Genomic DNA, 26105 nt, shown 5'->3' on the forward strand with positions numbered 1-26105 from the left:
CCTTACGACCAGTCGTACGAGAACAGCACGGTGCGGCTTTCCGGCTCGTACAGCACCTCGACCGCGTCGGCGCCGGTGGCGCAGAGGATCGTGTAGTACCGGCCGCTGGCCGGCACGATCAAAGGGCCTTACGACCAGTCGTACGAGAACAGCACGGTGCGGCTTTCCGGCTCGTACAGCATCACGATCGCATCGGCGCCTGTGGCGCACCAGTTGTAGCCGGCTACGCCGGCCACGGCGAAGAACTTGTTGCCGTTGCGGGTGATGATCACCGTTTCGGCATCGTCCGCAGCGTTTGGGTCATCGGCAGCGTCGGTGAAGCCCAGTTCGAAGGCCGCGGGAATCTCCGCGGTCTCGGTCCAGTTGCCGAAGCCTATCGGTCCGCCCAGCGTATCCAGGTAGTCGCGTTCGCTGGCCTCACCCTTGCCGTAGCGCGAGTAGCAGGCGAGACGGCCGTGCGCGGCATGGTAATCGCGGGCCTTGGCGTAGCTGTCGCGCATCTGCGCGATGTGCTCCTGCGCATCCTTGTCCTGCACCGCCTCGCCGATGAAATAGCCCTCATTGCCGAGGAAGCGCATCTGGTTGCCGGCGGTCAGTTCGAAGGCGATCCAGTTGGTGCCGGTGAAATCGTTGTGGTGTTCTTCGGTGGTCTCGCCGATGCAGCCGTCGTACGGCTCGATCGGGCACAGCATCGTCGCCACCTGGCCGGCCAGTTCCGGCCGCAGCACGCCCAGGTCGATCTTCAGCAGCGGCAGCAGGTGCTGGCCGAGCCAGGCCTGGTCGGCGGGAAAGACGTCGGTGGGGAAGGGGACCATGCCGGGCAGCGGGTCGCGCAGTTCAGTCTGGTGGATCATGTCAGTCCATTGAATGGGATCGGTAGTGCCGGCCGCTGGCCGGCAACCTCATTGCAGCCAAAGCGTGCCGACCAACGTCGGCACCTACCAGGGCGCGTCAGGTGGAGGCGCTGCGGATCGCCTCCGGCAGCGGCGCGCTCTTGCCGGTCTGCGTATCCATCCACACCACCACCACGTTGCCGTCCGAGTACAGCTTCGACGCGTCCTGCTGGTCGACGATGCGGTGGCCGATGGTCACGCTGCTGTTGCCCAGGCGCTCGACGAACAGTTCGACCAGGATGTCGTTGGGCCACACGATCGGCAGCCGGTAATTGACGTTGGTCGCGGCCACCACCGGTGCGATGCGGTCGGTCATCGATACGCCGTCCACGCCCAGCATCCAGCGCACGCGCGCTTCTTCCAGGTAGGAAATGTACTTGGCGTTGTTGACGTGGCCCATGCTGTCCATGTCACGCCAGCGCACGCTGATCGGGATGCGGGCCAGGATCTTGTGTTCGCTGCTCATCAGGCGTCCTTCTTCTTCGATGTGCTCTTGCTGGCCTTGCCGGTGCTCTTGGCGGCCGCGGCCTTCTTGGCAACCTTGGCCGGCTTCTCAGGCTTCACCTTGCGTGGCGGGCGGGCGTCGGGCTTGTTGGCCACGGCGGCCGGCTGTTCCGGGCGCGCGCTGGTGGACGGCAGCATGCGCGCCAGGAACTGGCCGGTATACGACTGCGGACAGGCCGCCACGTCTTCCGGCGTGCCGGTGACCAGGATGGTGCCACCGCGGTGGCCGCCTTCCGGACCCAGGTCGACGATCCAGTCGGCGGTCTTGATGACGTCCAGGTTGTGCTCGATCACCACCACCGTGTTGCCTTCGTCGCGCAGCTTGTGCAGCACGCCCAGCAGCGCTTCGATGTCGTGGAAGTGCAGGCCGGTGGTCGGTTCGTCGAGGATGTACAGGGTGCGGCCGGTATCGCGGCGCGACAGTTCCTTGGACAGCTTCACGCGCTGTGCTTCACCACCGGACAGCGTGGTCGCGCTCTGGCCCAGCTTGATGTAGCTCAGGCCGACGTCGACCAGGGTTTCCAGCTTGCGTGCGATCGACGGCACCGGTTCGAACAGCTTCAGTGCATCCTCGACGGTCATTTCCAGCACGTCGTTGATGTTGAAGCCCTTGTACAGGATCTCCAGCGTCTCGCGGTTGTAGCGCTTGCCATGGCAGACGTCGCAGGGCACGTATACGTCCGGCAGGAAGTGCATCTCCACCTTGATCAGGCCGTCGCCCTGGCAGGCTTCGCAGCGGCCACCGCGCACGTTGAAGCTGAAACGGCCCGGCGAATAGCCACGCGCACGCGCTTCGGGCACCTGTGCAAACAGTTCGCGCAGGGGAGTGAACAGGCCGGTGTAGGTGGCCGGGTTCGAACGCGGGGTGCGGCCGATCGGCGACTGGTCGATGTCCACCACCTTGTCGAACAGGTCCAGGCCATCGATCTCCTTGTACGGGGCGATCGGGTGCGAGGAACCGTTGATCTCGTTGGCGGCCAGCGAGAACAGGGTGTCGTTGATCAGGGTGGACTTGCCGGAGCCGGATACACCGGTCACGCAGGTCAGCAGGCCCGACGGAATCGCCAGGTCCACGCCCTTGAGGTTGTTGCCGCTGGCCCCGCGCAGGTGCAGGGTCATCTTCGGGTTCGGCTTGTGCCGGCGCGCGGGGATCTCGATCGCGCGCTTGCCCGACAGGTACTGGCCGGTCAGCGAGCGCGGTGCCTCCAGGATGTCCTGCAGGGTGCCCTGGCCGACGATCTCGCCGCCATGCACGCCCGCGCCCGGGCCGATGTCCAGCACGTAGTCGGCCAGGCGGATCGCATCCTCGTCATGCTCGACCACGATCACCGTGTTGCCCAGGTCGCGCAGGCGGGTGAGGGTGCCGAGCAGGCGTTCGTTGTCGCGCTGGTGCAGGCCGATGGACGGCTCGTCGAGCACGTACATCACGCCGACCAGGCCGGCGCCGATCTGGCTGGCCAGGCGGATGCGCTGTGCCTCACCACCGGACAGGGTGTCGGCCTTGCGCTCCAGGGTCAGGTAATCCAGGCCTACATCGACCAGGAAGCCGAGGCGTTCGCCGATTTCCTTGACGATCTTCGCGGCGATCTCGCCACGCCAGCCCGGCAGGCTCAGTTCGCTGAAGAACTTCAGCGCCTCGTCGATCGGCAGCACCACCAGCTCCGGCAGCGGGCGGTCGGCCACGAACACGTTGCGAGCCGCCTTGTTCAGGCGCGCGCCGTGGCATTCCGGGCACGGCTGCTCGCTGATGTACTTGGACAGTTCTTCGCGCACCGCCGGCGACTCGGTTTCCTTGTAGCGGCGTTCGAGGTTCGGAATGATGCCCTCGAAGCGGTGCTTGCGCTGGGTGCGGCCACCGGCTTCGGTGAAGTAGGTGAAGGTGATCGCCTCATCGCCGCTGCCGTACAGCACGGCCTGCTGCACCTTGGCCGGCAGCGAGTTCCACGCCGCGTCGACGTCGAACCGGTAGTGCTTGGCCAGCGAGGCGATCAGCTGGAAGTAATAGGCGTTGCGGCGGTCCCAGCCGCGCACCGCGCCGGCGGCCAGCGACAGCTCGGGATGCACCACCACGCGCGAAGGATCGAAGAATTCGGCCATGCCCAGGCCGTCGCAGCCGGGGCACGCGCCCATCGGTGCGTTGAACGAGAACAGGCGCGGTTCCAGCTCCGGCAGCGAGTAATCGCAGACCGGACAGGAGTACTTGGAGGAGAACAGCGTCGGCGAAGCGTCGGCACTGTCCAGGCTCTGCACCGAGGCCATGCCGTCGCCCAGCTTCAGCGCGGTCTCGAAGCTCTCGGCCAGGCGCTGCTTGATGTCCTCGCGCGGGCGGAAGCGGTCGATCACCGCCTCGATGGTGTGCTTCTGGCGCAGCGCCAGCGGCGGCACCGCATCGATTTCATGCAGCTCGCCGTCCACGCGCACGCGCACGAAACCCTGCGCGCGCAGCTGGTCGAACACCTGGGCATGCTCGCCCTTGCGGTCGCGGATGACCGGGGCCAGCAGCATGTAGCGCTGTTCCGGGTCCAGGGTCAGCACCTGGTCGACCATCTGGCTGACCGTCTGCGCCTCCAGCGGATAGCCGTGGTCCGGGCAGCGCGGGGTGCCGACGCGGGCGTACAGCAGGCGCAGGTAGTCGTAGATCTCGGTGATCGTGCCGACCGTCGAACGCGGGTTGTGCGAGGTCGACTTCTGCTCGATCGAGATCGCCGGGGACAGGCCCTCGATGTGGTCCAGGTCCGGCTTTTCCATCACGCTCAGGAACTGGCGCGCATAGGCCGACAGCGACTCGACATAGCGGCGCTGGCCTTCTGCATAGATGGTGTCGAACGCCAGCGAGGACTTGCCCGAGCCGGACAGGCCGGTGATCACGATCAGCTTGTCGCGGGGCAGGTCGAGGTCGAGGTTCTTCAGGTTGTGCGTCCGCGCGCCGCGGATGCGGATGAAATCCATCGCCATGGGGGATCCGGTTGTGGGGGCGTTGGCTGGGTGCCGGGCCAGCAGGGAACGGCAATCGGTCAGCCTACCGAGGTGACCAGATGGGGGCAATGGGCGACAATGCCAGCCCGATGTCTCATCTGGTGAGACAGGCCGTCAGGCAGGGGTCAGATCCCTTTTCACGGGGTGAAAAGGGATCTGACCCCGTTCCGGAGCCGTCCCCAGCGGCGTTCGGGGGTTGACTTGACCCGCGCCCGCTGATCTGCGTACAATTCCGCTCCTGTCCGCCCTCGATGGCGGCAGCTCAGACCACAATAACTACAGAGGAAGGCCTGGTCATGTACGCAGTACTGGTCACCGGCGGTAAGCAATACCGCGTGGCGCAGGGCGAAAAGCTCCGCATTGAAAAGCTCGAAGTCGAAGTCGGCAGCGAGATCAAGTTTGACAACATCCTGATGCTGGGTGACAGCGACGGCGTGAAGCTGGGCGATGCGCTGAAGGGCGCTGCCGTCACCGCCAAGGTCCTGTCCCAGGGTCGTGCTGACAAGGTCCGGATCATCAAGTTCCGTCGCCGCAAGCACCACATGAAGCGTCAGGGTCACCGTCAGTACTACACCGAAATCGAGATCACCGGCATCGCCGGCTAAGCATCAGGAGAAGCAGTCATGGCACATAAAAAGGGCGTAGGCTCCTCGCGCAACGGTCGCGACTCCAACCCGAAGTACCTGGGCGTCAAGATCTTCGGCGGCCAGGCCATCGAAGCCGGCAACATCATCGTGCGTCAGCGCGGCACCCAGTTCCACCCGGGCACCGGCGTTGGCCTGGGCCGTGACCACACCCTGTTCGCCCTCGTGGACGGCAAGGTGGAGTTCTCGGTCAAGGGCGCCAAGAAGCGTCGCACCGTCAGCATCGTCTCGGCCGACGCCTGATCCAGGCATCGCCGGCACCCGTGCCGCGGCATGGCCGTGCTGGATGAAGAGCACGCTGCATGGAGAGCCCCGCTTCGGCGGGGCTTTTCGTTAGAGTTGAAGCAAGACCGGCTGGGCCGGGTTGCCGGCCCGCGGCCGGCATGACATTCAAGGTGGCGGCCAACAGGTCGCGCCCATCGCAGGCATCGAAACAATGAAACTGGTAGACGAAGCAGAAATCGAAGTGTTCGCCGGCAACGGCGGCAACGGCTGCATTGGCTTCCGTCGCGAGAAGTTCATTCCGCTCGGCGGCCCGGACGGCGGCGACGGCGGTGCGGGCGGCAGCGTGTACATCCGCGCCGACGAAAACCTGAACACCCTGGTCGACTTCCGCCATGAGCGTATCTTCAAGGCGCAGCGCGGCGAGAACGGCATGGGCCGCCAGGCCTATGGCAAGGGCGGCGAAGATCTGACCATCACCGTGCCGGTCGGCACCGTGGTCATCAACGTTGCCACCGATGAAGTCATCGGCGACCTGACCCAGCACGGCGACCGCCTGCTGGTGGCCAAGGGCGGTCGCGGTGGCCTGGGCAACATGCACTTCAAGAGCTCGACCAACCGCTCGCCGCGCCAGGCGCTGCCGGGCGAGCCGGGCGAAGAGCGCACGCTGAAGCTGGAGCTGAAGCTGCTGGCCGATGTCGGCCTGCTGGGCTTCCCCAACGCCGGCAAGAGCACCCTGATCCGTGCCGTTTCGGCGGCAACGCCGAAGGTGGCCGATTACCCGTTCACCACGCTGTACCCGAACCTGGGTGTGGTGAAGGTGGAGAACCACCGCAGCTTCGTGATCGCCGACATTCCGGGCCTGATCGAAGGTGCTGCGGACGGCGCCGGCCTGGGTGCGCAGTTCCTGCGCCACCTGCAGCGCACCCGCCTGCTGCTGCACCTGGTGGACATCTCGCCGATGGAAGGCGGCGTGGAGGGCATTTCGCCGGTGGAGCAGGTGCGTGCGATTGAACGCGAGCTGGAGAAGCACGATCCGGAGCTGCTGAACAAGCCGCGCTGGCTGGTGCTGAACAAGGCTGACCTGATGTTCGAAGACGAGGCGCAGGCCGCGGCCGAGCAGATCGTCGCCGAGCTGGGCTGGAAGGAGCCGTGGTTCCTGGTTTCCGCGCTGGGCCGCGAAGGTACCTTCCCGATCATGAGCCGGATCATGGCCTTCTTCGATCGCCAGAAGGAAGACGAGCTGGAAGCCCGCAACGCGCAGTGAATGCCGTTGTGGTTCCATGCGGAAAACCCGGCTTCGGCCGGGTTTTTCATTTGGTAGTGCCGGCCGCTGGCCGGCAATCCCGGTGAACCGCAGACCAGCGGCCGGCACTACCGGTCGCGCGGGTCCCGTGGGATCGCCCGGACCGCAGGCAACAAAAAACCCGGCCGGGGCCGGGCTTTTGTCTGCTGCCCAACCCCGAGGGGCAGGGCGGCAACGCCGGATCAGGCGGCCTTGAGGGCCTTGATGCGGTCGTTCAGGCGGCTCTTGTGGCGAGCAGCCTTGTTCTTGTGGATCAGGCCACGCGCGCTGAAGCGATCCAGGATCGGCTGGGCAACGGCGAAGGCGGCTTCGGCGCCGGCGGCATCGTTGGCGTCCAGCGCCTTGATTACTTTCTTGACAGCGGTGCGCAGCATCGAGCGCTGAGCCACGTTGCGCGCGTTGCGCACGACGGTCTGCTTGGCGCGCTTCTTGGCGGACTTGATATTGGCCACGGTGGTGGTTTCCTGAAAAAATCGGTGTTATGGGAACAGCAAGCTAGCTAGTATGATGGCCCGAGAAATGCACGTCAAGTCGATTGTCAAGAGGGACGCTGAGTGAGTTCACCGAAGATGTTGCGGGGCCTGCTGTCGTTCAGCAGCATGACCATGGTCTCGCGGGTTCTCGGACTTGTCCGGGATCAGGTGATCACTACCACGTTCGGCACCAATGCGGTTACCGATGCGTTCTGGGTTGCCTTCAGGATACCCAATTTCCTGCGCCGGTTGTTCGCGGAGGGGTCCTTCTCCACCGCCTTCGTGCCGGTGTTCACCGAGGTGAAGGAGACCCGCAGCCACGCCGAACTGCGTGAGCTGATGTCCCGGACCGCCGGCACCCTGGGCGGGGTGCTGATGCTGGTCACCGCCCTGGCGCTGATCTTCGCGCCGCAGCTGGCGGTGGCATTCTCAAGTGGTGCTGACACCGACCCGGTCAAGCAGACCCTGCTGGTCGACCTGTTCCGCCTGACCTTCCCGTTCCTGCTGTTCGTGTCGCTGACCGCGCTGGCCGGCGGTGCGCTGAACAGCTTCCAGCGCTTCGCGATGCCGGCGCTGACCCCGGTCATCCTCAACCTGTGCATGATCGCCGGTGCGCTGTGGCTGGCGCCGCGGCTGGGCGGCACCCCGGAGAAGCAGATCCTGGCGCTGGGCTGGGCGGTGCTGGCGGCCGGCCTCCTGCAGTTGCTGTTCCAGCTGCCCTCGCTGAAGGGCATCAACCTGCTGACCCTGCCGCGCTGGGGCTGGAACCATCCGGGCGTGCGCAAGGTGCTGACGCTGATGGTGCCGACCCTGTTCGGTTCGTCGGTGGCGCAGATCAACCTGCTGCTGGATACCCTCATCGCGGCCAAGCTGACCGACGGCTCGCAGTCCTGGCTGTCGCTGGCCGATCGCTTCCTGGAGCTGCCGCTGGGTGTGTTCGGCGTGGCGCTGGGCACGGTGATCCTGCCGGCGCTGGCCCGCCACCACGTCAGCACCGACCGCGAGGGCTTCTCGCGCTCGCTGGACTGGGGCCTGCGCATGACCCTGCTGATCTCGGTGCCGGCGATGCTGGGCCTGGTGCTGCTGGCCGAGCCGCTGATCGCCACCCTGTTCCAGTACCGCCAGTTCACCGCGTTCGATACCCGCATGACCGCGCTGTCGGTGTACGGCCTGAGCTTCGGCCTGCCGGCGTTCGCCCTGCTCAAGGTGGTGTTGCCGGCCTTCTACGCCCGCCAGGACACCAAGACCCCGGTGCGCGCCGGTGTTGCCGCGCTGGTGGCCAACATGGTGTTCAACTTCGCCCTGCTGGCCGTGCTGTACCAGGTGATGGTGCCGGACGAGCTGAAGGCACAGGGCGTGATGGCGGCCATCGGCAAGCAGCCGGGCCTGCACCTGGCACTGGGCATCGCCAGTGCGCTGTCCAGTTACCTGAACCTGGGCCTGCTCTGGTACTGGCTGGGCAAGACCGATGTCTACCAGCGGCGGCCGGGCTGGGGCGGCTATCTGGTGCGGCTGGGGGTGGCCTGCGTGGCCATGGTCGGCGTGCTGCTGGCCCTGCTGCACTGGGTTCCCGACTTCACCGGCATGGACAAATGGCACCGTATCGGTGGCCTGATGCTGCTGGTCGGCGGCGGCGGCGCGACCTACGCGGTGGCCATGCTGGCGATGGGCTTCCGCCCGCGCGACCTGCGCGGGCATTGATCGCGGTCCGTGGCGGCTATACTTCAGGGTTACACCATTGAAGCGGCGGCCCCGGTCGGGCCGGAACGAGAGTTGATGAGCAGGCTGTTCAGAAGCGTCGAGGGCGGGGAGCTGTTCCCCAACGGAAGCGTGGTCTGTATCGGTGCATTCGATGGCCTCCACCTGGGCCATCGTGCGCTGGTCCGCCACGCAGTTGCCCGCGCGCGCGCCTTGGGCGTGGCCGCAGTGGCCGTGGCATTCGAGCCGCTGCCGCGTGAATTCTTCGCCCAGGGCACGCCGCCGCCGCGGCTGACCCTGGCGCGCAGCAAGGTCGAGATCCTGCGCGAGCTCGGCGTCGATGCGATCGGCCTGCTGCGTTTCGACGCGGCGATGGCGGCGATGCCGGCCGAGACCTTCGTGCGCCGGTTGCTGGTGCACCGGCTGGGCGCCCGCGAAGTCTGGATCGGGCCGGAGTTCTGCTTCGGCAACCGCCGCCGCGGTGATCTGGCACTGCTGCAGGAGATGGGCGCCGAACTCGGCTTCACCGCGGGCGAGATCGAAGCGGTGGACCTGCACGGCGAGCGCATCTCCAGCACCCGCATCCGCCAGCTGCTGCAGGAGGGCGATTTCGCCCGCGCCAACGACCTGCTCGGCCGCCCCTACGCGATCAGCGGGCGAGTGGTGCGCGGGCGCCAGCTCGGCCGTACGCTGGGCTTCCCCACCGCCAACCTGCGCTTCCCGAAGATCCCGGCACTGTCGGGCATCTACGCGACCTGGGTGCACGGCGTGTTCGACCAGCCCTGGCCTTCGGTGTCCAGCTTCGGTACGCGGCCGACGGTGGAGGGCGTGGAGCCGCTGCTGGAAGCCCACCTGTTCGATTTCCAGGGCGACCTGTACGGCCGCCACATCGACGTGGAGTTCGTCGCCAAGCTGCGCGACGAAGAGAAATTCAATGATCTGGCGGCGCTGACCGACCAGATGCACCGCGACGCCGAACAGGCGCGCGCCATCCTTTCCGAACATAGATTGCGAGCCACTGCGTGAGCCAGGACTACAAGACCACCCTGAACCTGCCAGCCACCGAATTCCCGATGCGCGGCGACCTGCCCAAGCGCGAGCCGGGCATTCTGGCGCGGTGGGAAGAGCAGGGGCTCTACCAGCAGCTGCGCGACAACGCCGCCGGCCGCCCGCTGTTCGTGCTGCATGACGGCCCGCCATACGCCAACGGCCGCATCCACCTGGGCCACGCGGTCAACAAGATCCTGAAGGACATCATCGTCAAGTCGCGCTACCTGGCCGGCTTCGATGCGCCCTACGTGCCGGGCTGGGACTGCCATGGCCTGCCGATCGAGATCGCGGTCGAGAAGAAGTGGGGCAAGGTCGGCACCAAGCTTGACGCCGTCGAATTCCGCCAGAAGTGCCGCGAGTTCGCCGAAGAGCAGATCAACATCCAGCGCGTGGACTTCAAGCGCCTGGGCGTGACCGGTGACTGGGACAACCCGTACAAGACCCTGAGCTTCGATTTCGAAGCCAACGAGATCCGCGCGCTGGCCAAGGTCGTGGCCAACGGCCACCTGGTCCGCGGCGCCAAGCCGGTGTACTGGTGCTTCGACTGTGGCTCGGCGCTGGCCGAGGCCGAGATCGAGTACCAGGAAAAGGAATCGCCGGCGATCGACGTGGCCTACGCCGCACGTGATGCGCAGGCCATCGGCCAGGCGTTCGGCGTGAGCGTGCCGGCCGACGTCGAAGTGGCCGTACCGATCTGGACCACCACCCCGTGGACGCTGCCGGCCTCGCTGGCGGTGTCGCTGGGCGCGGAGATCCGCTACGTGCTGGCCGAAGGCCCGGCCCACAACGGCAAGCGCCGCTGGCTGGTGCTGGCCGCGGCCCTGGCCGAGCGCGCGCTGCAGCGCTATGGCGTGGACGAAGTGGTGCTGCACGGTGAAACCGCCGGCGCTGCGCTGGAAAACCAGCTGCTGGCGCATCCGTTCTACCCGGAGCGCGAGATCCTGGTGCTCAATGGCGACCATGTCTCCGACGAGGACGGTACCGGTGCGGTGCACACCGCCCCCGGCCACGGCCAGGAAGACTTCGTGGTCAGCCAGAAGTACGGCCTGCTGGACAAGTACAACGCTGGCCAGGTCACTCCGATCGACGGCCGCGGCGTGTACCTGGAATCGACCCCGCCGGCCGGTGACGTGGTGCTGGCTGGCCAGCACCTGTGGAAGGCGCAGGAGGCCATCGTCGGCGTGCTGCGCGACAACGGTTCGCTGCTGGCGTTCCATCCGATCCGCCACAGCTACCCGCACTGCTGGCGCCACAAGACGCCGGTGGTGTTCCGCGCCACCCCGCAGTGGTTCATCTCGATGGACAAGGGCAACCTGCGCAACGATGCGCTGGCCGCCATCGACACCGTCGGCTGGTTCCCGACCTGGGGCAAGGCGCGCATCCAGAGCATGGTCGACGGTCGCCCGGACTGGACCATCTCGCGCCAGCGCACCTGGGGCGTGCCGATCGCACTGTTCACCCACCGCCAGACCGGCGAGATCCATCCGCGTTCGGTGGAGCTGATGCAGCAGGTCGCCGACCGCGTCGAAGCCGAGGGCATCGACGTGTGGTATTCGCTGGACGCCGCCGAACTGCTCGGTGCCGACGCGGCCGACTACGAGAAGGTCACCGACATCCTCGACGTCTGGTTCGATTCGGGCGTGACCCATGAAGGCGTTCTCGCCGCGCGTGGCTTCGGCAAGCCGGCCGACCTGTACCTGGAAGGGTCCGACCAGCACCGCGGCTGGTTCCAGTCCTCGCTGCTGACCGGCGTGGCGATCGACAAGCGCGCTCCGTACAAGCAGTGCCTGACCCACGGCTTCACCGTGGACGAGCACGGCCGCAAGATGTCCAAGTCGCTGGGCAACGGTATCGAGCCGCAGGACATCATGAACAAGCTGGGCGCGGACATCCTGCGCCTGTGGATCGCCTCGGCCGACTACAGCAACGAGATGTCGCTGTCGCAGGAGATCCTCAAGCGCAACGCCGACGCCTACCGCCGCCTGCGCAACACCGCGCGCTTCCTGCTCGGCAACCTGGACGGTTTCGACCCGGCGCTGCACCTGCAGCCGCTCGAGCAGATGGTCGCGCTGGACCGCTGGATCGTGCATCGCGCGTGGGAGCTGCAGGAGAAGATCAAGGCGGCCTACGACGGCTACAACATGGCCGAGATCGTGCAGCTGCTGCTGAACTTCTGCAGTGTGGACCTGGGCTCGCTGTACCTGGACGTGACCAAGGACCGGCTGTACACCATGCCGACCGATTCGCACGGTCGCCGTTCGGCCCAGAGCGCGATGTACCACATCGCCGAAGCATTCACCCGCTGGGTGGCGCCGATCCTGACCTTCACCGCCGACGAGCTGTGGGGCTACCTGCCGGGCGAACGCGCCGGCCACGTGCTGTTCACCACCTGGTATGACGGCCTGGCGCCGTTGCCGGCCGATGCCCAGCTCAATGCCGCCGACTTCGACCAGCTGCTGGCCGTGCGCGAGCAGGTGGCCAAGGTGCTCGAGCCGATGCGCGCCAACGGTGCGATCGGTGCGGCGCTGGAAGCGGAGATCACCATCGCCGCCAGCGAAGAACAGGCCGCGCGCTGGCAGCCGCTGGCCGATGAACTGCGTTTCCTGTTCATCAGTGGCGACGTGCAGGTGCGCCCGGCGACCACCGACGAGGTGTTCGTCAGCGCCCAGCCGACCACCAAGGCCAAGTGCGTGCGCTGCTGGCACCACCGCGCCGACGTCGGCAGCAACGCCGACCATCCCGAGCTGTGCGGCCGTTGCGTGAGCAACGTGACCGGCGCCGGCGAAGTGCGGAGCTGGTTCTGATGGCCGCGCCCCGTCCGCATCCGAACGCCCTGGTCTGGCTGCTGCTGTCGGTGGCCATCATCGGCCTGGACCAGTGGTCCAAGGCCTGGGTGCTGTCCAGCCTGCCGGAGTTCCAGCCGGTGGTGGTCATCGACGGCTTCTGGAACTGGTACCGCACCTACAACACCGGCGCGGCATTCAGTTTCCTGAGCGACGCCGGTGGCTGGCAGAAGTACTTCTTCACCGCGCTGGCGATCGCCATCAGCGGGCTGATGGCGTGGTGGCTGCGCGGCACCGCCCGCGGCAACTGGAAGGCCGCGGTGCCGTATGCGCTGATCATCGGTGGCGCCATCGGCAACGTGATCGACCGCCAGGTGCACGGCCACGTGGTCGACTTCATCCAGTGGTACGTGGGCAGCTACACCTGGCCCTCGTTCAACATCGCCGACTCGGCCATCGTGGTGGGTGCCATCGGCATCGCGCTGTTTGGCCTGTTCGACGGCAAGTCCGCCAAAAAGGCGGATAATGCCAACCCGAAACCGTAAGCCGGCTGCCGCCGGGAGACTGAACTGATGGATGTGCTGCTCGCCAACCCGCGTGGTTTCTGTGCCGGTGTCGATCGTGCGATCGAGATCGTCAAGCGCGCGATCGAAACGCTGGGCGCGCCCATCTATGTCCGCCATGAAGTGGTGCACAACCGCTTCGTGGTCGACGACCTGAAGCAGCGCGGCGCGATCTTCGTCGAAGAGCTCGACGAGGTTCCGGACAACAACACCGTGATCTTCAGCGCGCATGGCGTGTCCCAGGCCGTGCGCCAGGAAGCCGAGCGCCGTGGCCTGAAGGTGTTCGACGCCACCTGCCCGCTGGTGACCAAGGTCCACTTCGAGGTCGCGCGCCACTGCCGTGCCGGCCGTGACGTGGTGCTGATCGGCCACGCCGGTCACCCGGAAGTGGAGGGCACCATGGGCCAGTGGAACCGCGAAGCCGGGACCGGGCAGATCTACCTGGTCGAGGATGTCGAGCAGGTCGCGACGCTGCAGATCAACCAGCCGGAAAACTTCGCCTACACCACCCAGACCACGCTGTCGGTGGATGACACGCGCGGCATCATCGATGCGCTGCGCGAGCGGTTCCCTGCGATGCAGGGCCCGAAGAACGACGACATCTGCTACGCCACGCAGAACCGCCAGGATGCTGTGCGCGACCTGGCCAAGCGCTGCGACCTGGTGCTGGTGGTCGGTTCGCCGAACAGCTCCAACTCCAACCGTCTGAGCGAGCTGGCCCGCCGCGAAGGCGTGGAGTCGTACCTGATCGATGGTGCGCACGAGATCGACCCGGCATGGGTGGCAGGCAAGCAGCACATCGGCGTGACCGCCGGCGCCTCGGCGCCGCAGGTGCTGGTCGATGGCGTGCTGGCGCGCCTGGCCGAGCTGGGCGCCACCGGCGTGGGCGAGCTGGACGGCGAACCGGAATCGATGGTGTTCGCGCTGCCGAAGGAACTGCGCCTGCGCCTGGTCGACTGACCGCGGAAGGACGTTTGCAGGGTACGGCCCGCCACTACCCGGTGTGGGTGCGAACCGAAACTGATCTGGTGGGTGCGAACCTTGGTTCGCACGCCTTTGGCATGGCCGGGCGGGCGCACCGCCCATGACCTTTGGCCATGGGGCCGGCCATCGCACAGGCCTAGCATCGGAGGATTCCCCGTTGTTGGAAACTGCCTGATGAAGACCCGAGCCCTGGCGATGTCGTTGCTGTTTGCGCTGGTGGCCACGCCCGCGCTCGCACAGATTTCGCCGCCGGCCAACGCCGCAGCTCCCGGCCTGCTGCGCATCGATGTAGACGCGCGCGATCTGGCCCGGCGCATCTTCAAGGTGACCGCCACCGTGCCGGCCAAGCCCGGCCCGATGACCCTGCTGTACCCGCAGTGGATTCCCGGCAACCATTCGCCCACCGGCCCGATCGACAAGCTGGCCGGCCTGCGCGTGACCGCCAACGGCAAGCCCCTGGCCTGGCAGCGCGATCAGTACAACGTCTATGCGTTCAAGGTGAACGTGCCCGAGGGGGCCAGCGAGATCGTCGCCCACTTCGATTTCCTGTCCTCGCAGGGTGGCAGCCAGGGCCGGGTGGTGATGACCCCGGAAATGCTCAACCTGCAGTGGAACGCCAACTCGCTGTATCCGGCCGGCATCGACGCGCGCCAGCTGCAGGCGCAGGCCAGCGTGACCCTGCCCAAGGGCTGGTCGTTCGCCACTGCATTGGAGACCGCGCGCCGCGACGGTGACACCGTGGTGTTCAAGCCGATCTCGTATGACCATCTGGTCGATTCGCCCTTGTTCGCCGGCGAGCACTATCAGCGCATCGATCTCGATCCGGGCGCGAAGGTACCGGTGCACCTCAACGTGTTCGCCGACGACGCCAAATCGCTGAAGCCGAGCGAGGCGCAGATCACCCTGCATCGTGCGCTGGTGCAGCAGGCCGACAAGCTTTACGGCGCGCGGCACTACAACCACTATGAGTTCCTGCTGGCATTGACCGACCGCCTCGGTGGCATCGGCCTGGAGCATCACCGTTCCAGCGAGAACAGTGCCGACCCGGGCTACTTCACCAAGTGGGACAACAACGCGTGGATGCGCGATCTGCTGCCGCACGAGTACACCCATTCCTGGAATGGCAAGTACCGTCGCGGCGCCGATCTGGCCACCGCCAACTTCAACACGCCGATGGGCGATAGTCTGCTGTGGGTCTACGAAGGCCAGACCCAGTTCTGGGGCCAGGTGCTGGCGGCGCGTTCAGGGCTGTGGTCGGCCGCGCAGGCGCGCGACATGCTGGCCAATGTGGCCGCGACCTATGACCGTGGTCGGCCGGGCCTCGCCTGGCGCCCACTGCAGGACACCACCAATGACCCGACCATCGCGCAGCGCCGCACGCTGCCTTACCGCAACTATCAGATGAGCGAGGACTACTACTCCGGCGGCCAGATGCTGTGGCTGGAAGTGGAGGGCAAGCTGCGCGAACTGAGCGGAAACCGGCGTAGCCTGGATGACTTCGCACGTGCGTTCTTCGGGGTCGGCAACGGCGACTGGGACGTCAACCCGTACACCTTCGATGACGTGGTTGCGACCTTGAACGGCATCGCGCCGTACGACTGGGCGACGTTCCTGCGCGGACGCCTGGACGGCCACGGTTCGTTGACCGGCGGCCTGGAACTGGCGGGCTGGAAGCTGGTCTACCGCGATACGCCGAACGATGCCTACAAGGCGCAGGAGAAGCGCGCCAAGGCCGCATTGCTGGCGTACTCGCTGGGTGCGACGGTGCTCGACAACGGTACGGTCGGCGACGTGATCTGGGACAGCCCGGCCTTCAACGCCGGCCTGGCGCCTGGCATGAAGGTGATTGCCGTTGGCGGACGCGAGTACAGCAGCCAGCGCTTGAAGGATGCGGTAGCTGCGGCGGGGAAGGACAAGGCGCCGATCGTGCTGCTGGTGAAGCAGTTCGACCGCATCGAAACGATGAACATCGCCTACCACGGTGGCCTGCAGTACCCGGTGCTGGAGCGTATCGCCGGCAAGCCTGACCGCCTTGCGGACCTGTGGAAGGCACGATGAAACCGCGCGCCCGCGATGGCGTGATCCTGTTGATGGCGATCCTCGCCATCCTCGGTGCGTTCCTGCACGGTGACGGGCGCTGGCTGCATTGGTTGGCCAAGCCGACCACCACGCTGCTGATCGCTGCCATCGCCTGGCGGGTGCGCGATCCCGCGCAGCCGTTCTACCGCCGCGCGGTGCTGGCCGGCATGCTGCTGTCGTGCGTGGGGGATATCGCGCTGATGTTGCCGATGGATGCGTTCGTGCCGGGGCTGGTCGCGTTCCTGCTGGCGCACCTCTGCTACATCGTCGCCTTCCGCGATGGCCTGCGTGCCGGGCGTGGCCTGCTCGCCGCCAGCGTCCTGCTCGGTGCGTTCGCTGTACTCAATGTACTTGGCCTGTGGCCGCACCTGCCCGCACCGATGCGCATTCCGGTGCTGGCATACGTGCTGGTGCTGGCCTCGATGGCGGTCCTGGCGCTCGCACGCCAGTGGCGGCGACCGCACACCGATGCAATGGAAGCCAGCAGCTCCCGCTGGGCGGCCGCCGGTGCGCTGCTGTTCGTCGCCAGCGACTCGCTGCTGGCCTGGGACCGCTTCGCCGGCGGCCTGCCACTGGCCAGCCTGCTGGTGCTGTCCACCTACTACGGCGCGCAGTACGCCATCGCCCGCTCCGTGAAACAGCAAAAAGGGGACGGAGGGGATTAAGTCGCAGACGGCACCAAGGCACAAACGACTTAATCCCCTCCGTCCCCTTTTCGCGTTGACTATCGGAGGGTCGCGTTGCCGGAACGGCCCTGTGCGTCGAACGAGAGGCGTGCGGACTGGCGATCACCGGCGACCTCGTCCGGCAGCCAGACCAGAGTGCCACCCTTGCGCACGATCACATAGACGTGGCCGACTTCACCGGGAGTGCCCATCAATGCGTTGCGCTGTGCCTGCAGTGCCTGGGCCACGCGCGGCACCGCCTCGAAATCGATGTTGGCCAGCGCCGTGCTGCTGCGGCGCAGGGTGATGGTGGGCGCGAAGCGCTGCGGATTGACCGGGTCGCCCTTGCGCCACTGGCCGCGTTCGAAGTGGTAGCTGTCCACGCGTGACGGCTGCTGCGGATCCACCAGGTCCAGATTGATCCGGCCATCGTCGTAGAAGTGGATGCTGTGGAACACCGTCAGCCGGTGCCCGGCCAGCGCAGGCATCTGTTCCAGTGCCTGGCGGGCGGCCAGCAGGTAGTCCGCATCGAACAACCGGTTGTTGCGTTCGGGCACCGGCGGCAACCGCGGCTCGGTCATCGGCGCGAGCGAAGCGGGCCTCTCGCGCGCTGGCGGCATGGCGATCGGCGCGCTTGCGCTGTTGGCCTGCACCGAATGGCCCAGTGTTTCGCCCAGCGTCTGCAGGGCTCCGCCAGCCACGGCGACGCCGGCCAGCACCAGCAACACCACGGAGAACACCAGCCGGGTCGAGGGCGGCTGCTTCATACACCCTCCAGGCGAACGTTGCGGCGATCTTCCGGGTCGTACAACAGCGTGACCCGCTCGCGCGGAAGATTGGCCAGCTCGATCAACGGGATGAAGCGGCGCACGCTCACCTGCTGCACGCCACCTTCGCGGTCGATGTATTCCAGCTGGAACTCCACCTGCGGCTGCTCGTTGAGATAGGTGCCGGTCTGGCGCAGCTTCAGCACCTTCGCATCCACGCCGATGCCGCGATACTTCAGCGCGTCACCGCGGGCGTCGGCCTGCAGCAGCCGGCCGAGCAGGCGCAGGCCCAGCGCGTAGCCGCACAACACCAGCGGGCACACCAGCAGCGGATGACCGAGCGACAGGAAGGTCCAGCCCAGCCCCTCACTCTGCAGCCGATAGGCGGCCACATAGGCACTGGCCACCGCCACGATGCCGATCGCTGCGCCGACACCACGACGCCAGAGGCTGGCGACATCCAGTTCGGGCTGCGCCCCCTCCAGCACCACGTTGGGGAACGCGCCCGGCATCCGGCTCAGGCGTACCTCGATACGCTGGCCGGCAACGAAACGCTGCAGTTGCGGCTTGCTGTCCACCACCAGCATCTGTTCGTTGATGGGCGTGCCGGACAGGTTCTGGAAGCCCAGCTGCAGCTTCCACTGCGCGAAGCCGCGCACGTGCACGCCGGTCTGCTCGGCCTGTTCGATCAACGCGTCGCGCGGCTCACCGCCGGCCAGGATGGTGCGCACCCGATGCAGCGCGCGCGGCGGGCCCAGCAGCAGGTAGTGCAGGAAGGCGAGCAGCAGGGCCAGCCACAGGATCACCGACAGCGCGAGCAGCAGCAGGGCCAGCCAGGGCGCGCTGCGGTCGGCCAGTTGCACCGGCCACGACGTGCCGACATAGAGGATGCAGGGGAAGGGCAACGCGAAGAACAGCAGGAACGCGCCCCAGAACCAGAGATAGGCCTTCATGGGGTGGTGGGGAACCGATGGAACAGGGCGCGTAGGGTACTACGCTCAGCGGATCTGCAGGGTCAGCAGGAAGTAGCGGCCGAGCGGATCGTCCAGCCCCGGCATCTGGCCACCGTTGCCGACCAGATAGTTCACCGGTTGCGTGTCGAGCACGTTGTGCACGTCCAGCGCGGCGACCACGCGCGGCCCCAGGCGTCGTGCGAGATGCAGGTTCCAGCGCAGCTGCCGGGGGTTCATGCAGTGGTTCTGCTCGCGCTGTTCCTCCGGGCATTCCGCACCGGGCAGCCAGGCGCGCGTGCGCCCCACCTGGTTGCCGCGCAGGGCGATGTCCCAGTTGCTGTTCTGCCACTGCACGTTCAGCACGGCGGCCATCGTCGGCGTGACATGGCCGCGCAGGTCCACCGTTGCATCATGGCCACGTTCGCGGCGCAGTTCCTGCTGCTTCAGCGCATCGAGCGAGAACAGCCACTGGCCGGTGCTGCCGGTATCGATGTGGTACTCCCCGCGCAGTACAAAGTTGCGCGAGGTGGTGCGGCCGATGTTGTCGAAGGACAGGCGCAGGTTGCTCAGGTGGCCGTCCTCGTCCAGCTCCCAGGTGCCGGGGTTCCACACCGCGTCGGCCGGTTGCAGGGCCAGGATCTCGTTGCGCAGTTCGACGATGTTGTGGGTGAGTGACAGCGAGAACGTATCGGTCGGCGTCCAGGTCGCGGCCAGGGAATGGCTGCGCGACCGCTCGGCCTTCAACGCATCGTTCTCCACCACGTCCACGGTGACGCTGCAGCGCCCGTTGCCGCTGCTCTGCGCGCAGTCGGGCAGGGCGCTGGAGGCCGGCAGCTCGATCGCACCGAAATAGCCCGGGGGGCGCCGCTGCTCGAACAGGCTGGGCGCACGGTAGCCGCGCCCGCTGGCAAGCAGGAAGGACCACCGGGGCGTGGGGCTCCAGCGCAGGCCAACACGGGGTGAAAAGGCCTGGTAGTCGCCATCGCGGTCCCAGCGTGCTGCCAGGTCCATGCGCAGCGTGTGCGCCAGGGGCAGGCCGAGTTCGGCGTAGGCGCCGCCACTGCGGCGCGCCAGGTGGCGCTGCTCCTGCGGCAGGCCCAGCGCCAGGTCACCCTGGCTCAGCAGGGCGTCGGGATGCGAGGTCCAGCGCTCCTGGCGCAGGTCGATGCCGGTGGCCAGCTGTGCAGCACCGCCGGCCAATGGCATCAGCTCCCGCTGCATGCCCCACCAGCCCTGCCACTGCTCGGTGCGCCCGCGATTGCGGATCGACGGGAACAACTGCTCGGCCGCGCCCGCCGGCAACGAGGTGAAGCCGGGCAGGAAATCCAGTGTCTCGGCGACCCGCAGCAGGGGCTCGGCGCGCACGGTGCCCGACGTGGACAGGCTGACATCGCTGCGTTGTGCGCTGATGCCGGCATCCCAGCTGCGCCGGCCCTGGTCGCGGCCAATGCCGAAGGTGACGTCGGCGTCGGTGGCACGTACATGCGGACGCACGTTGCCGGCTTCGCGCAGCACGCTGTTGAAGGTGAACCCGTACAGGCCGATGGCAACGGCGGTTGGACCAAGGTCGAAGCGTTGCCGGTTGTGGCTGGCCCGCGCCTCGGCGTAGGCATAGCGACCTTCGCCGCGCTCATGCCGGTAGCGCAGGTAGGTCGAGGCGGTATCCGAGGCCGGTTGCAGCGAGCGTGGTCGGGCGCTGTCGAACCAGCAGGCACCATCGCGCCGCGTCAATGGGCCTTCGCAGCGTTCTGCCGGCCAGTAGCGTCCATCGCGGAACGCGCCGATCAGGTACTGCGAGGTTTCCGCATGCCATTGGCGGCGATCACCGGCCACGTGGTCGATGCGGTGCAGGTCGATGCCGGCGAACCAGCGGTCCCCTCCGTCGCGCACGCCGCCGGTGGCCGCCTGCACGCGATACTGGCCAGCGTCGCCGCGCCCGCTCAGGCCGGTCTGCAGCATGGCTTCCGGGCCGTCAGCCTGGTCGCGCAGGATGATGTTGACCACGCCGGACATCGCGTCGGCGCCATAGATGGCCGAGGCGCCGCCACGTACCAGCTCGATGCGTTCGACGAAGCTGAGCGGAATTCCCCCAAGATCGGTGAGCCCACCCTGTTCCAGCGACACCATGGGATAGCGTGGCAGGCGACGGCCATTGACCAGGAACAGGGTCGCACGCGGGCCCATGCCGTCCAGGCTGGTGGTGGTGGCCGCACCCACCGGCAGGTACTGCGAATCGCCACTGCGCGAGGTGCTCATCGCCGGGTGGCCGTTCATGCCCGGCAAGTGCCGCAGCAGGTCGAACAGGCTGCCGTAGCCGCTGCGCAGGATGTCATCGCGGTCGATGATGGTGACCGGCAGCGTGGTCTGCACGGAGGTGCGCGGCAGCCGGCTGCCGGTGACATGGATCGGCGCCAGTTCCACCTGCGGCGGCGCGTCGGCGGATTTGTGTGGCGAAGGTGCTGCGGGCGTGGCGCGTGCCGCGACCGAAGGTCGCGATGGGAGCGCGGGGTGGGTACGGCGTACGACGAATCCGCCAGCGGGCGTACGCAGGATGTTCACCGGCATGCCCGCGACCAGTTCCTTCAGGGCCGCGGCCGCATCGCGGTGGCCATGGGTGCCGGCCGTGCGCAGGCCATCCAGCTCACGCGCATCGAACAGCAGGGCAATGCCGCTCTGGCGCGCCCATTGCTGCAGGGCCGGCGCCAGCGGGCCTGAGCCAACATCGACCTCCAGGGTGCCCGCTTGCTCGGCCGCAGCGGCAGACGGCAGCGCGGGGATGCCCAACGCGAGGCAGAACAGGGTGCGGAGCAGCCCCCCCTGCAGCGCGCCCGGTACTGCCATCCCCGCAGGCCTCCTCAGTACGTGCGGCGCAGTTCCAGCGCGCCATCCGATCGCGTCTGGCCAGCCACCGACCAGCCCAGTTCCAGTGCCGACAGCAGTTCCTGCGCGTCGCCGGCACGGAAGGTGCCGCTTACCGCCAGGCTGGCGATCTCCGGATCGGCGATCACCAGCGGCGTGTGGCCGTAGCGGTTCATGCGTTCGACCACGATCGACAGCGGTGTGGCATCGAACACCAGCTGTCCCTGCAGCCAGCCTTCAGCGGCGGCATTGGACGACAGTGCCGGACCGGGCTGGATGCGGCCACTCGGCAGTACCTGCAGTTGCTGGCCAGGCGCCAGGGTGTGCTGGGTGCCCCCGCTGCTGACTTCCACCGCACCTTCCAGCAGTGCGACTTCGACCAGGCCATCATGCAGGCGTTCCACCTGGAAGGTGGTGCCGATGTCGCGGATGGTGCTGTCGCCGGCGCGCAGCTGCAGGGCCTTGCCCGACGGTGCGACCTGCAGCTGCAGGCGGCCACGTTCCAGCACCAGGTTGCGATGGCGCCAACCGAAACGGGCGTGCAGGGTGGTGCCCGCATCCAGCGTGGCCACGCTGCCATCGGCCAGCGTCTGCAGCCGGGGCTGGTGGGAATCGTTGGCGTAGCGCAGCGGCGTGGGGTTGCCGTCGACGGCAATCATCCAGCCGATCCCGATGGCCAGGCAGACGCCTGCGGCAGCGGCCACTGCCGGCAGCCAGCGACGCGGCGCCGGCCGTGCCGCACGTGCCGCGGCGGTGCGCAGCCACGGGTCGGCGGCCAGTTCCTCGCCCTGCTGGAACAGGGTCTCGGCCTGGATCCAGGCAGTAACATGGGCCGGGTCCTCGGCCAACCAGTCCTCGAACGTCTCGCGCTCGCCCGGCGTACAGTCCGGAGCCTCCAGCCGCGCCACCCAGGCGCTGGCGCGTTCGAACAGCTGCGTATCTTCCCTGGGCCTGGCGTGACTCATCCGTTGTCCCTGTCGTTGTGCAGCGGATCCGTTCCGAGTTCCTGGCGCAGGCCCTGCAGGGCGCGGGCGATGTGTTTTTCCACGGTCTTGGCAGTAATTCCACAGTGCCGCGCGATCTGCGTGTAGCTCATGCCGGTGATCCGGTTGAGCAGGTACACCTCGCGCGCGCGCTCGGGCAGCTTGAACAGGGCCTGCCGCAGCAGGGACAGCATCTGCCCGGACTCGGCCTGGCGCAATGGATCGGGCGACGTGCTGGAAGGCTCGTTCCCGCCATCATGTTCGGCGAGGGACAGATGCGGCCGCGACTGCGACGAACGGCCGCGGTCTGCCAGGCGGTTGCGGGCGATACGATACAGCAGCAGCCGCAGCTCGTCGGCACTGTGCGCGCGATAGCGGATCAGCCGCTCCATGCAGTCCTGCGCGATGTCCTCGGCATCCTCCGGCCCGACACCGCGCGTGCGCAGGAACGCACACAACGGCGCGCGTTCCTCCCGCACGAACGCAATGAACGCGTCCGCCGGCGCGGACAGGTCCGGCGCGCGATGGATCAGAGGAGAGGGGGCGGACAGGGCTGGCCTCGGACGTCGGTGGCGGGTACGTCTTCGAGTTTTACGCGACGATGACCGGATGGGGAAGAGTGTGCGTGGCCCACGAATCCATTGTGAATGCGTTCATGTTTCGAGGGGCGCTGCACTGGGGGAGGGCGCACCGTCCGGACGTTGAACTTTCGACCCGTGCGTTGCGGGTGGAGAGAGAGAACACATGAAGCATTCGAAGTTGAGCCTGGCCCTGGCAGCGTTGCTGGGCATCACCGCCATGGCGGCGGTTGATGACGTCATGGCAATGAATTATCACGTGCGGGACGATCGCGTCTTCCTCAGTGGCGGCGTAACCGTTGCCGATGTGGTGGCGCTGCCCGCGCTGCTGGCCAAGGCGCAGGCCGAAGGACGCCCGATCCACGAAGTCGTGCTGCGCACGTCCAACGGTGGCGCGCTGATCGCCGGCGAGTGGCTGCAGGCGGTAATCCGCACCCAGGGCCTGGACACGATCGTGTCCGGCCACTGCATTTCGTCCTGCTCGATCATGCAGTCCGGCGGCGTCAACCGTTATCTCGGCGGCGACCTGCCACTGGTCGATTCGGTGCAGATCCATGCCGCCAGCAGTGGTGGCAGGATCACCTACGCACCGTCGCCGCGCATGACCCAGATCTACACCGGCAACTATGGCGGCGGCATGGATGCCGGCCTGCTGCACAAGGCCATGTATGAGGTGGTGCGGCCCAATGGCCTGCTGGTGTTCCGCGACCCGGCGCGCACCACGGGTACCTCGGTCACCTTCGATCCGGATGGCAGCGGCAGCAAGCTGGAGTCCTTCCCTGGCCAGGACATCCGCGGCAACAACATCATCAACACGGCAGGCTATCGCGATCCGGGCGACACCCTGCGTGTCACCAGCAACGTCAGCGGCGACATCAATCCGGGCTACCTGCGCACCGCGCGCCAGTTGCAGGCCTTCGTCGACGACGATTTCGCGCGCTGGAACACCGACTGGGCCAGCACCTACATCAACTACGCGGTGAGCCTGTACAACGTCTCCACGCGGGGGCCGAACGGCATCGGCACGCAGTCGCTGCAGCAGCTGCTTGCCGACCCCGACCTCCAGGATGAGCTGCGCGGCCAGTTGCGGCTGGCCGATCTGGATGCGTCCACCCTGGCAAGTTCGGCGGGCGTGATCCGTGTCAGCAACGGCGCCACCTGGCGCACCGCCGAAACCACCGGCGCCGATTTCATGCTGGTCGACAACGGCACCATCGCGCTGGAGGGCGGCGCGCTGCGTACCCCCGAGCTGCGGGTGATGCCGGGCAGCGTGGTGGTTGGCCATGGCGATATCGCATCGGTCGGCACCGACAGTGATGCGTTGCTGGATGGCACCGGCCCGTCCTACCGCGAAGACGGCTTCAACCGACTGCGCGTGTTCGGCACGCTGATGCCGCGTGGCGGTGATCTGGTGACCCACGGCTACGTCAACATCATGCCCGGCGGGCAGGTGCTGTTCGATGTTACCGAGGCCGGGGGCACCGGCAGTGGCCGCCTGCGCGTCGGCAGCTTCTACGATGGCGGGGCCGAAGAGGGGGCGCTGGTGATCGCGCAGGGCGCACACCTGGCGTTGAACGTCGCCCAGGGCTTCTATGCCGGCGGCTACCGCCGCGATCTGGTGGAAGGGCCGATCTACCAGGGCGGTTTCCAGGATGCCGTGCGACTGGGCGACACCGGCTACAGCGCCAGCATCACCGCGGGCGAAGTATTCCGCCCGCGCCACAATTCGCTGCTCAGCTTCAACGTCAACCAGACGGCCGACGGGCTGTGGCTGACCGCCAACCCGGGCTTCGATCAGCTGGGCCTGTTTGCCAACGGCACCTCCGGCGATGGACTGGGGCGCGCGCTGGCAGCCGCATCGGATCGCCAGGACAGCGGCCTGAAGTCGCTGCTCGGCGCACTGCAGTTCGCCGACCGCGATGTGATCGCACAGCAGGCCGGCGCCCTGCGCGGTGACGCGCATGCCAGCCTGCGCCTGGCCGACAATGCACTGCTGGGCAGCATCGGCAACGTGGTGCAGCAGCACCAGGCGGCGATGCGCAGTGGCGGCGATGCCGATGGCCTGGCCTCGCAGGCGGCGCAGTCGGTCTCGGCGCAGCCGGGCATGCGCCATGGCAGCCTGTTCAACCAGTTGGCCATGCATCTGGTCGAGCCGGCCGGCGAGGCTGCTGGCGACAGCCGCGCGGCGGGTGACCGCCGTGGCCTGTGGGCGCGCGGTTTTGCCAGCCATGGCCGCATCGATGCCGACGGTGGCGTGGCCGGCCTGAGCCATAACATCGGCGGCATCGTGGTCGGTGCCGACACGCGCGTGGCCGATGACCGCGTCACCCTCGGCGTCAGCGTGGCCGCCGCGGACATGTCGACCAAGGCCAGCGATGGCTCCGGTTTCAGTGGCGACGTGCGCGCGCTGGATGTGGGCGGCTACCTGGATGCGATCTATTCGCGTGGCTACCTGTCGGCGGCCGTGCGCTACACCGACCTGCGCCACGATACCCGCCGCAGCCTTTCGGCCATCGATGGCCTGCAACAGCCACTGCGCGCCCGATACAGCAACGACGCGATCTCGGCGCGGGTGGAGCATGCGTTCTCCTTCACCACCGGCAAGGGACTGGTGATCCAGCCGCTGCTGCCGGTGGTGGATTACGCGCGGACCTCGGCCACCCGCTTCAACGAAGGGCAGGGCGCTGGTGCGCTGGCAGGACGCAGCGGCAGCCTGGAGAGCATCCGCGTGGGTGCCGGCCTGCAGCTGTTCAAGACCTTCGAGGGCAACAACGGCGAGCGCATCACCCCGCGTGCCCGCGTGGTCTGGCAGAAGGAGCTGGGCGACTCGCAGGCGCGCTATAGCACCGGTTTCGCTGCGGCCCCGGACCTGGTGTTTGGTGCCAGCAGCCAGGCCGTGGGCGAGCAGGTACTGGCCTGGAACGTGGGCGTGACCAGTCGCGCCAGCGAGCGCCTGTCGATCATGGCCGACTACGTGGGTGAGCGCCGCGACGGGCAGATCCAGAACGGCGTGATGCTGGGCCTGGGCTACCGGTTCTAAGGGGTACGCGGCCCCGGCGATATGCGTATCGCCGGGGCCATCCCATCAGGGCAGGTGCTGCGGTATGGTCGGCAGGGAAATCCAG

At 67.3% G+C, this 26105-nt stretch carries 20 protein-coding genes and 1 pseudogene; 11 read left to right on the forward strand and 10 right to left on the reverse strand.

What is annotated here, in order from left to right:
• Positions 1 to 2 precede the first annotated feature (2 nt).
• From AC5JLE_RS00005 to uvrA, 4 genes and pseudogenes are all read right to left on the reverse strand, one after another.
• Positions 3 to 83, reverse strand: a pseudogene (locus AC5JLE_RS00005) (enolase); the annotation flags it as partial.
• A 45-nt stretch (positions 84 to 128) separates the two neighbouring features.
• On the reverse strand, positions 129 to 854 hold the full coding sequence (locus AC5JLE_RS00010; protein ID WP_496064892.1) for an enolase: 726 nt from the start codon (positions 852 to 854) through the stop codon (positions 129 to 131).
• A 97-nt stretch (positions 855 to 951) separates the two neighbouring features.
• Positions 952 to 1359 carry an acyl-CoA thioesterase gene (locus AC5JLE_RS00015; RefSeq protein WP_032956469.1) on the reverse strand — a complete coding sequence of 136 codons (408 nt, stop codon included), beginning with the start codon at positions 1357 to 1359 and terminating at the stop codon, positions 952 to 954.
• Complete coding sequence (uvrA, locus tag AC5JLE_RS00020) at positions 1359 to 4352, reverse strand: excinuclease ABC subunit UvrA (RefSeq protein WP_197562174.1); 2994 nt, start codon at positions 4350 to 4352, stop codon at positions 1359 to 1361. The genes AC5JLE_RS00015 and uvrA overlap by 1 nt, the downstream gene beginning before the upstream one ends.
• A 317-nt stretch (positions 4353 to 4669) precedes the next feature.
• On the opposite strand from uvrA, the gene rplU reads away from it, so the two are divergent.
• The 3 genes from rplU to cgtA all read left to right on the forward strand — a co-directional run bounded on the left by rplU (position 4670) and on the right by cgtA (position 6506).
• The gene (rplU, locus tag AC5JLE_RS00025; protein WP_005408557.1) at positions 4670 to 4978 is read left to right on the forward strand and encodes a 50S ribosomal protein L21; all 309 of its coding nucleotides are present in this window, start codon (positions 4670 to 4672) and stop codon (positions 4976 to 4978) included.
• Positions 4979 to 4996: 18 nt separating this feature from the next.
• Positions 4997 to 5260 (forward strand): 50S ribosomal protein L27, encoded by a 264-nt coding sequence (rpmA, locus tag AC5JLE_RS00030; protein ID WP_005408558.1) that lies wholly within the window; start codon positions 4997 to 4999, stop codon positions 5258 to 5260.
• A 193-nt stretch (positions 5261 to 5453) separates the two neighbouring features.
• A complete protein-coding gene (gene cgtA, locus AC5JLE_RS00035) occupies positions 5454 to 6506 on the forward strand; it encodes an Obg family GTPase CgtA (RefSeq protein ID WP_014646373.1) in 1053 nt (350 codons plus the stop codon).
• 221 nt (positions 6507 to 6727) lie between these two features.
• Here the strand turns inward: cgtA and rpsT are convergent, their stop codons facing one another.
• Positions 6728 to 6997, reverse strand: coding sequence for a 30S ribosomal protein S20 (gene rpsT, locus AC5JLE_RS00040; RefSeq protein WP_005408560.1), 270 nt, complete (start codon positions 6995 to 6997; stop codon positions 6728 to 6730).
• A 117-nt stretch (positions 6998 to 7114) separates the two neighbouring features.
• Here rpsT and murJ point away from each other — a divergent pair, with 117 nt between their 5' ends.
• The 7 genes from murJ (at position 7115) to AC5JLE_RS00075 (ending at position 16840) form a co-directional block, all read left to right on the forward strand.
• Positions 7115 to 8719 carry a murein biosynthesis integral membrane protein MurJ gene (murJ, locus tag AC5JLE_RS00045; RefSeq protein WP_126412567.1) on the forward strand — a complete coding sequence of 535 codons (1605 nt, stop codon included), beginning with the start codon at positions 7115 to 7117 and terminating at the stop codon, positions 8717 to 8719.
• 75 nt (positions 8720 to 8794) lie between these two features.
• Complete coding sequence (locus AC5JLE_RS00050) at positions 8795 to 9742, forward strand: bifunctional riboflavin kinase/FAD synthetase (RefSeq protein ID WP_262216618.1); 948 nt, start codon at positions 8795 to 8797, stop codon at positions 9740 to 9742.
• Positions 9739 to 12570, forward strand: a complete 2832-nt coding sequence (gene ileS, locus AC5JLE_RS00055; RefSeq protein ID WP_197562088.1) for an isoleucine--tRNA ligase — start codon at positions 9739 to 9741, stop codon at positions 12568 to 12570. The genes AC5JLE_RS00050 and ileS overlap by 4 nt, the downstream gene beginning before the upstream one ends.
• A complete protein-coding gene (gene lspA / locus AC5JLE_RS00060; protein WP_014646377.1) occupies positions 12570 to 13094 on the forward strand; it encodes a signal peptidase II in 525 nt (174 codons plus the stop codon). Before ileS ends, lspA begins: the two co-directional genes overlap by 1 nt.
• Positions 13095 to 13121: 27 nt before the next feature.
• Positions 13122 to 14072 (forward strand): 4-hydroxy-3-methylbut-2-enyl diphosphate reductase, encoded by a 951-nt coding sequence (gene ispH, locus AC5JLE_RS00065; RefSeq protein WP_005408565.1) that lies wholly within the window; start codon positions 13122 to 13124, stop codon positions 14070 to 14072.
• A 198-nt stretch (positions 14073 to 14270) separates the two neighbouring features.
• Positions 14271 to 16154, forward strand: coding sequence for a M61 family metallopeptidase (locus AC5JLE_RS00070; protein WP_496064893.1), 1884 nt, complete (start codon positions 14271 to 14273; stop codon positions 16152 to 16154).
• Positions 16151 to 16840, forward strand: coding sequence for a lysoplasmalogenase (locus AC5JLE_RS00075; protein ID WP_241884129.1), 690 nt, complete (start codon positions 16151 to 16153; stop codon positions 16838 to 16840). The genes AC5JLE_RS00070 and AC5JLE_RS00075 overlap by 4 nt, the downstream gene beginning before the upstream one ends.
• 59 nt (positions 16841 to 16899) lie before the next feature.
• Here AC5JLE_RS00075 and AC5JLE_RS00080 read toward each other — a convergent pair whose 3' ends face one another.
• From AC5JLE_RS00080 to AC5JLE_RS00100, 5 genes are read right to left on the reverse strand one after another with little or no spacing between them, the layout of a single operon-like run.
• Positions 16900 to 17607, reverse strand: coding sequence for a hypothetical protein (locus AC5JLE_RS00080; protein WP_049441217.1), 708 nt, complete (start codon positions 17605 to 17607; stop codon positions 16900 to 16902).
• Positions 17604 to 18560 (reverse strand): hypothetical protein, encoded by a 957-nt coding sequence (locus tag AC5JLE_RS00085; RefSeq protein WP_046429530.1) that lies wholly within the window; start codon positions 18558 to 18560, stop codon positions 17604 to 17606. The genes AC5JLE_RS00080 and AC5JLE_RS00085 overlap by 4 nt, the downstream gene beginning before the upstream one ends.
• Before the next feature lie 45 nt (positions 18561 to 18605).
• Positions 18606 to 21401: a TonB-dependent receptor domain-containing protein gene (locus AC5JLE_RS00090; protein ID WP_197561605.1), complete on the reverse strand. Its 2796-nt coding sequence runs from the start codon at positions 21399 to 21401 to the stop codon at positions 18606 to 18608.
• Between the two features lie 14 nt (positions 21402 to 21415).
• Positions 21416 to 22384 (reverse strand): FecR family protein, encoded by a 969-nt coding sequence (locus AC5JLE_RS00095; RefSeq protein WP_032956381.1) that lies wholly within the window; start codon positions 22382 to 22384, stop codon positions 21416 to 21418.
• A complete protein-coding gene (locus AC5JLE_RS00100) occupies positions 22381 to 22914 on the reverse strand; it encodes an RNA polymerase sigma factor (RefSeq protein WP_075076110.1) in 534 nt (177 codons plus the stop codon). Before AC5JLE_RS00100 ends, AC5JLE_RS00095 begins: the two co-directional genes overlap by 4 nt.
• 232 nt (positions 22915 to 23146) lie before the next feature.
• Between AC5JLE_RS00100 and AC5JLE_RS00105 the strand changes: the two genes are divergently transcribed.
• Positions 23147 to 26020, forward strand: coding sequence for an autotransporter domain-containing protein (locus AC5JLE_RS00105; protein ID WP_496064894.1), 2874 nt, complete (start codon positions 23147 to 23149; stop codon positions 26018 to 26020).
• The last annotated feature ends 85 nt before the right edge of the window (positions 26021 to 26105 follow it).

The sequence above is a fragment of the Stenotrophomonas sp. genome, assembly GCF_059505245.1.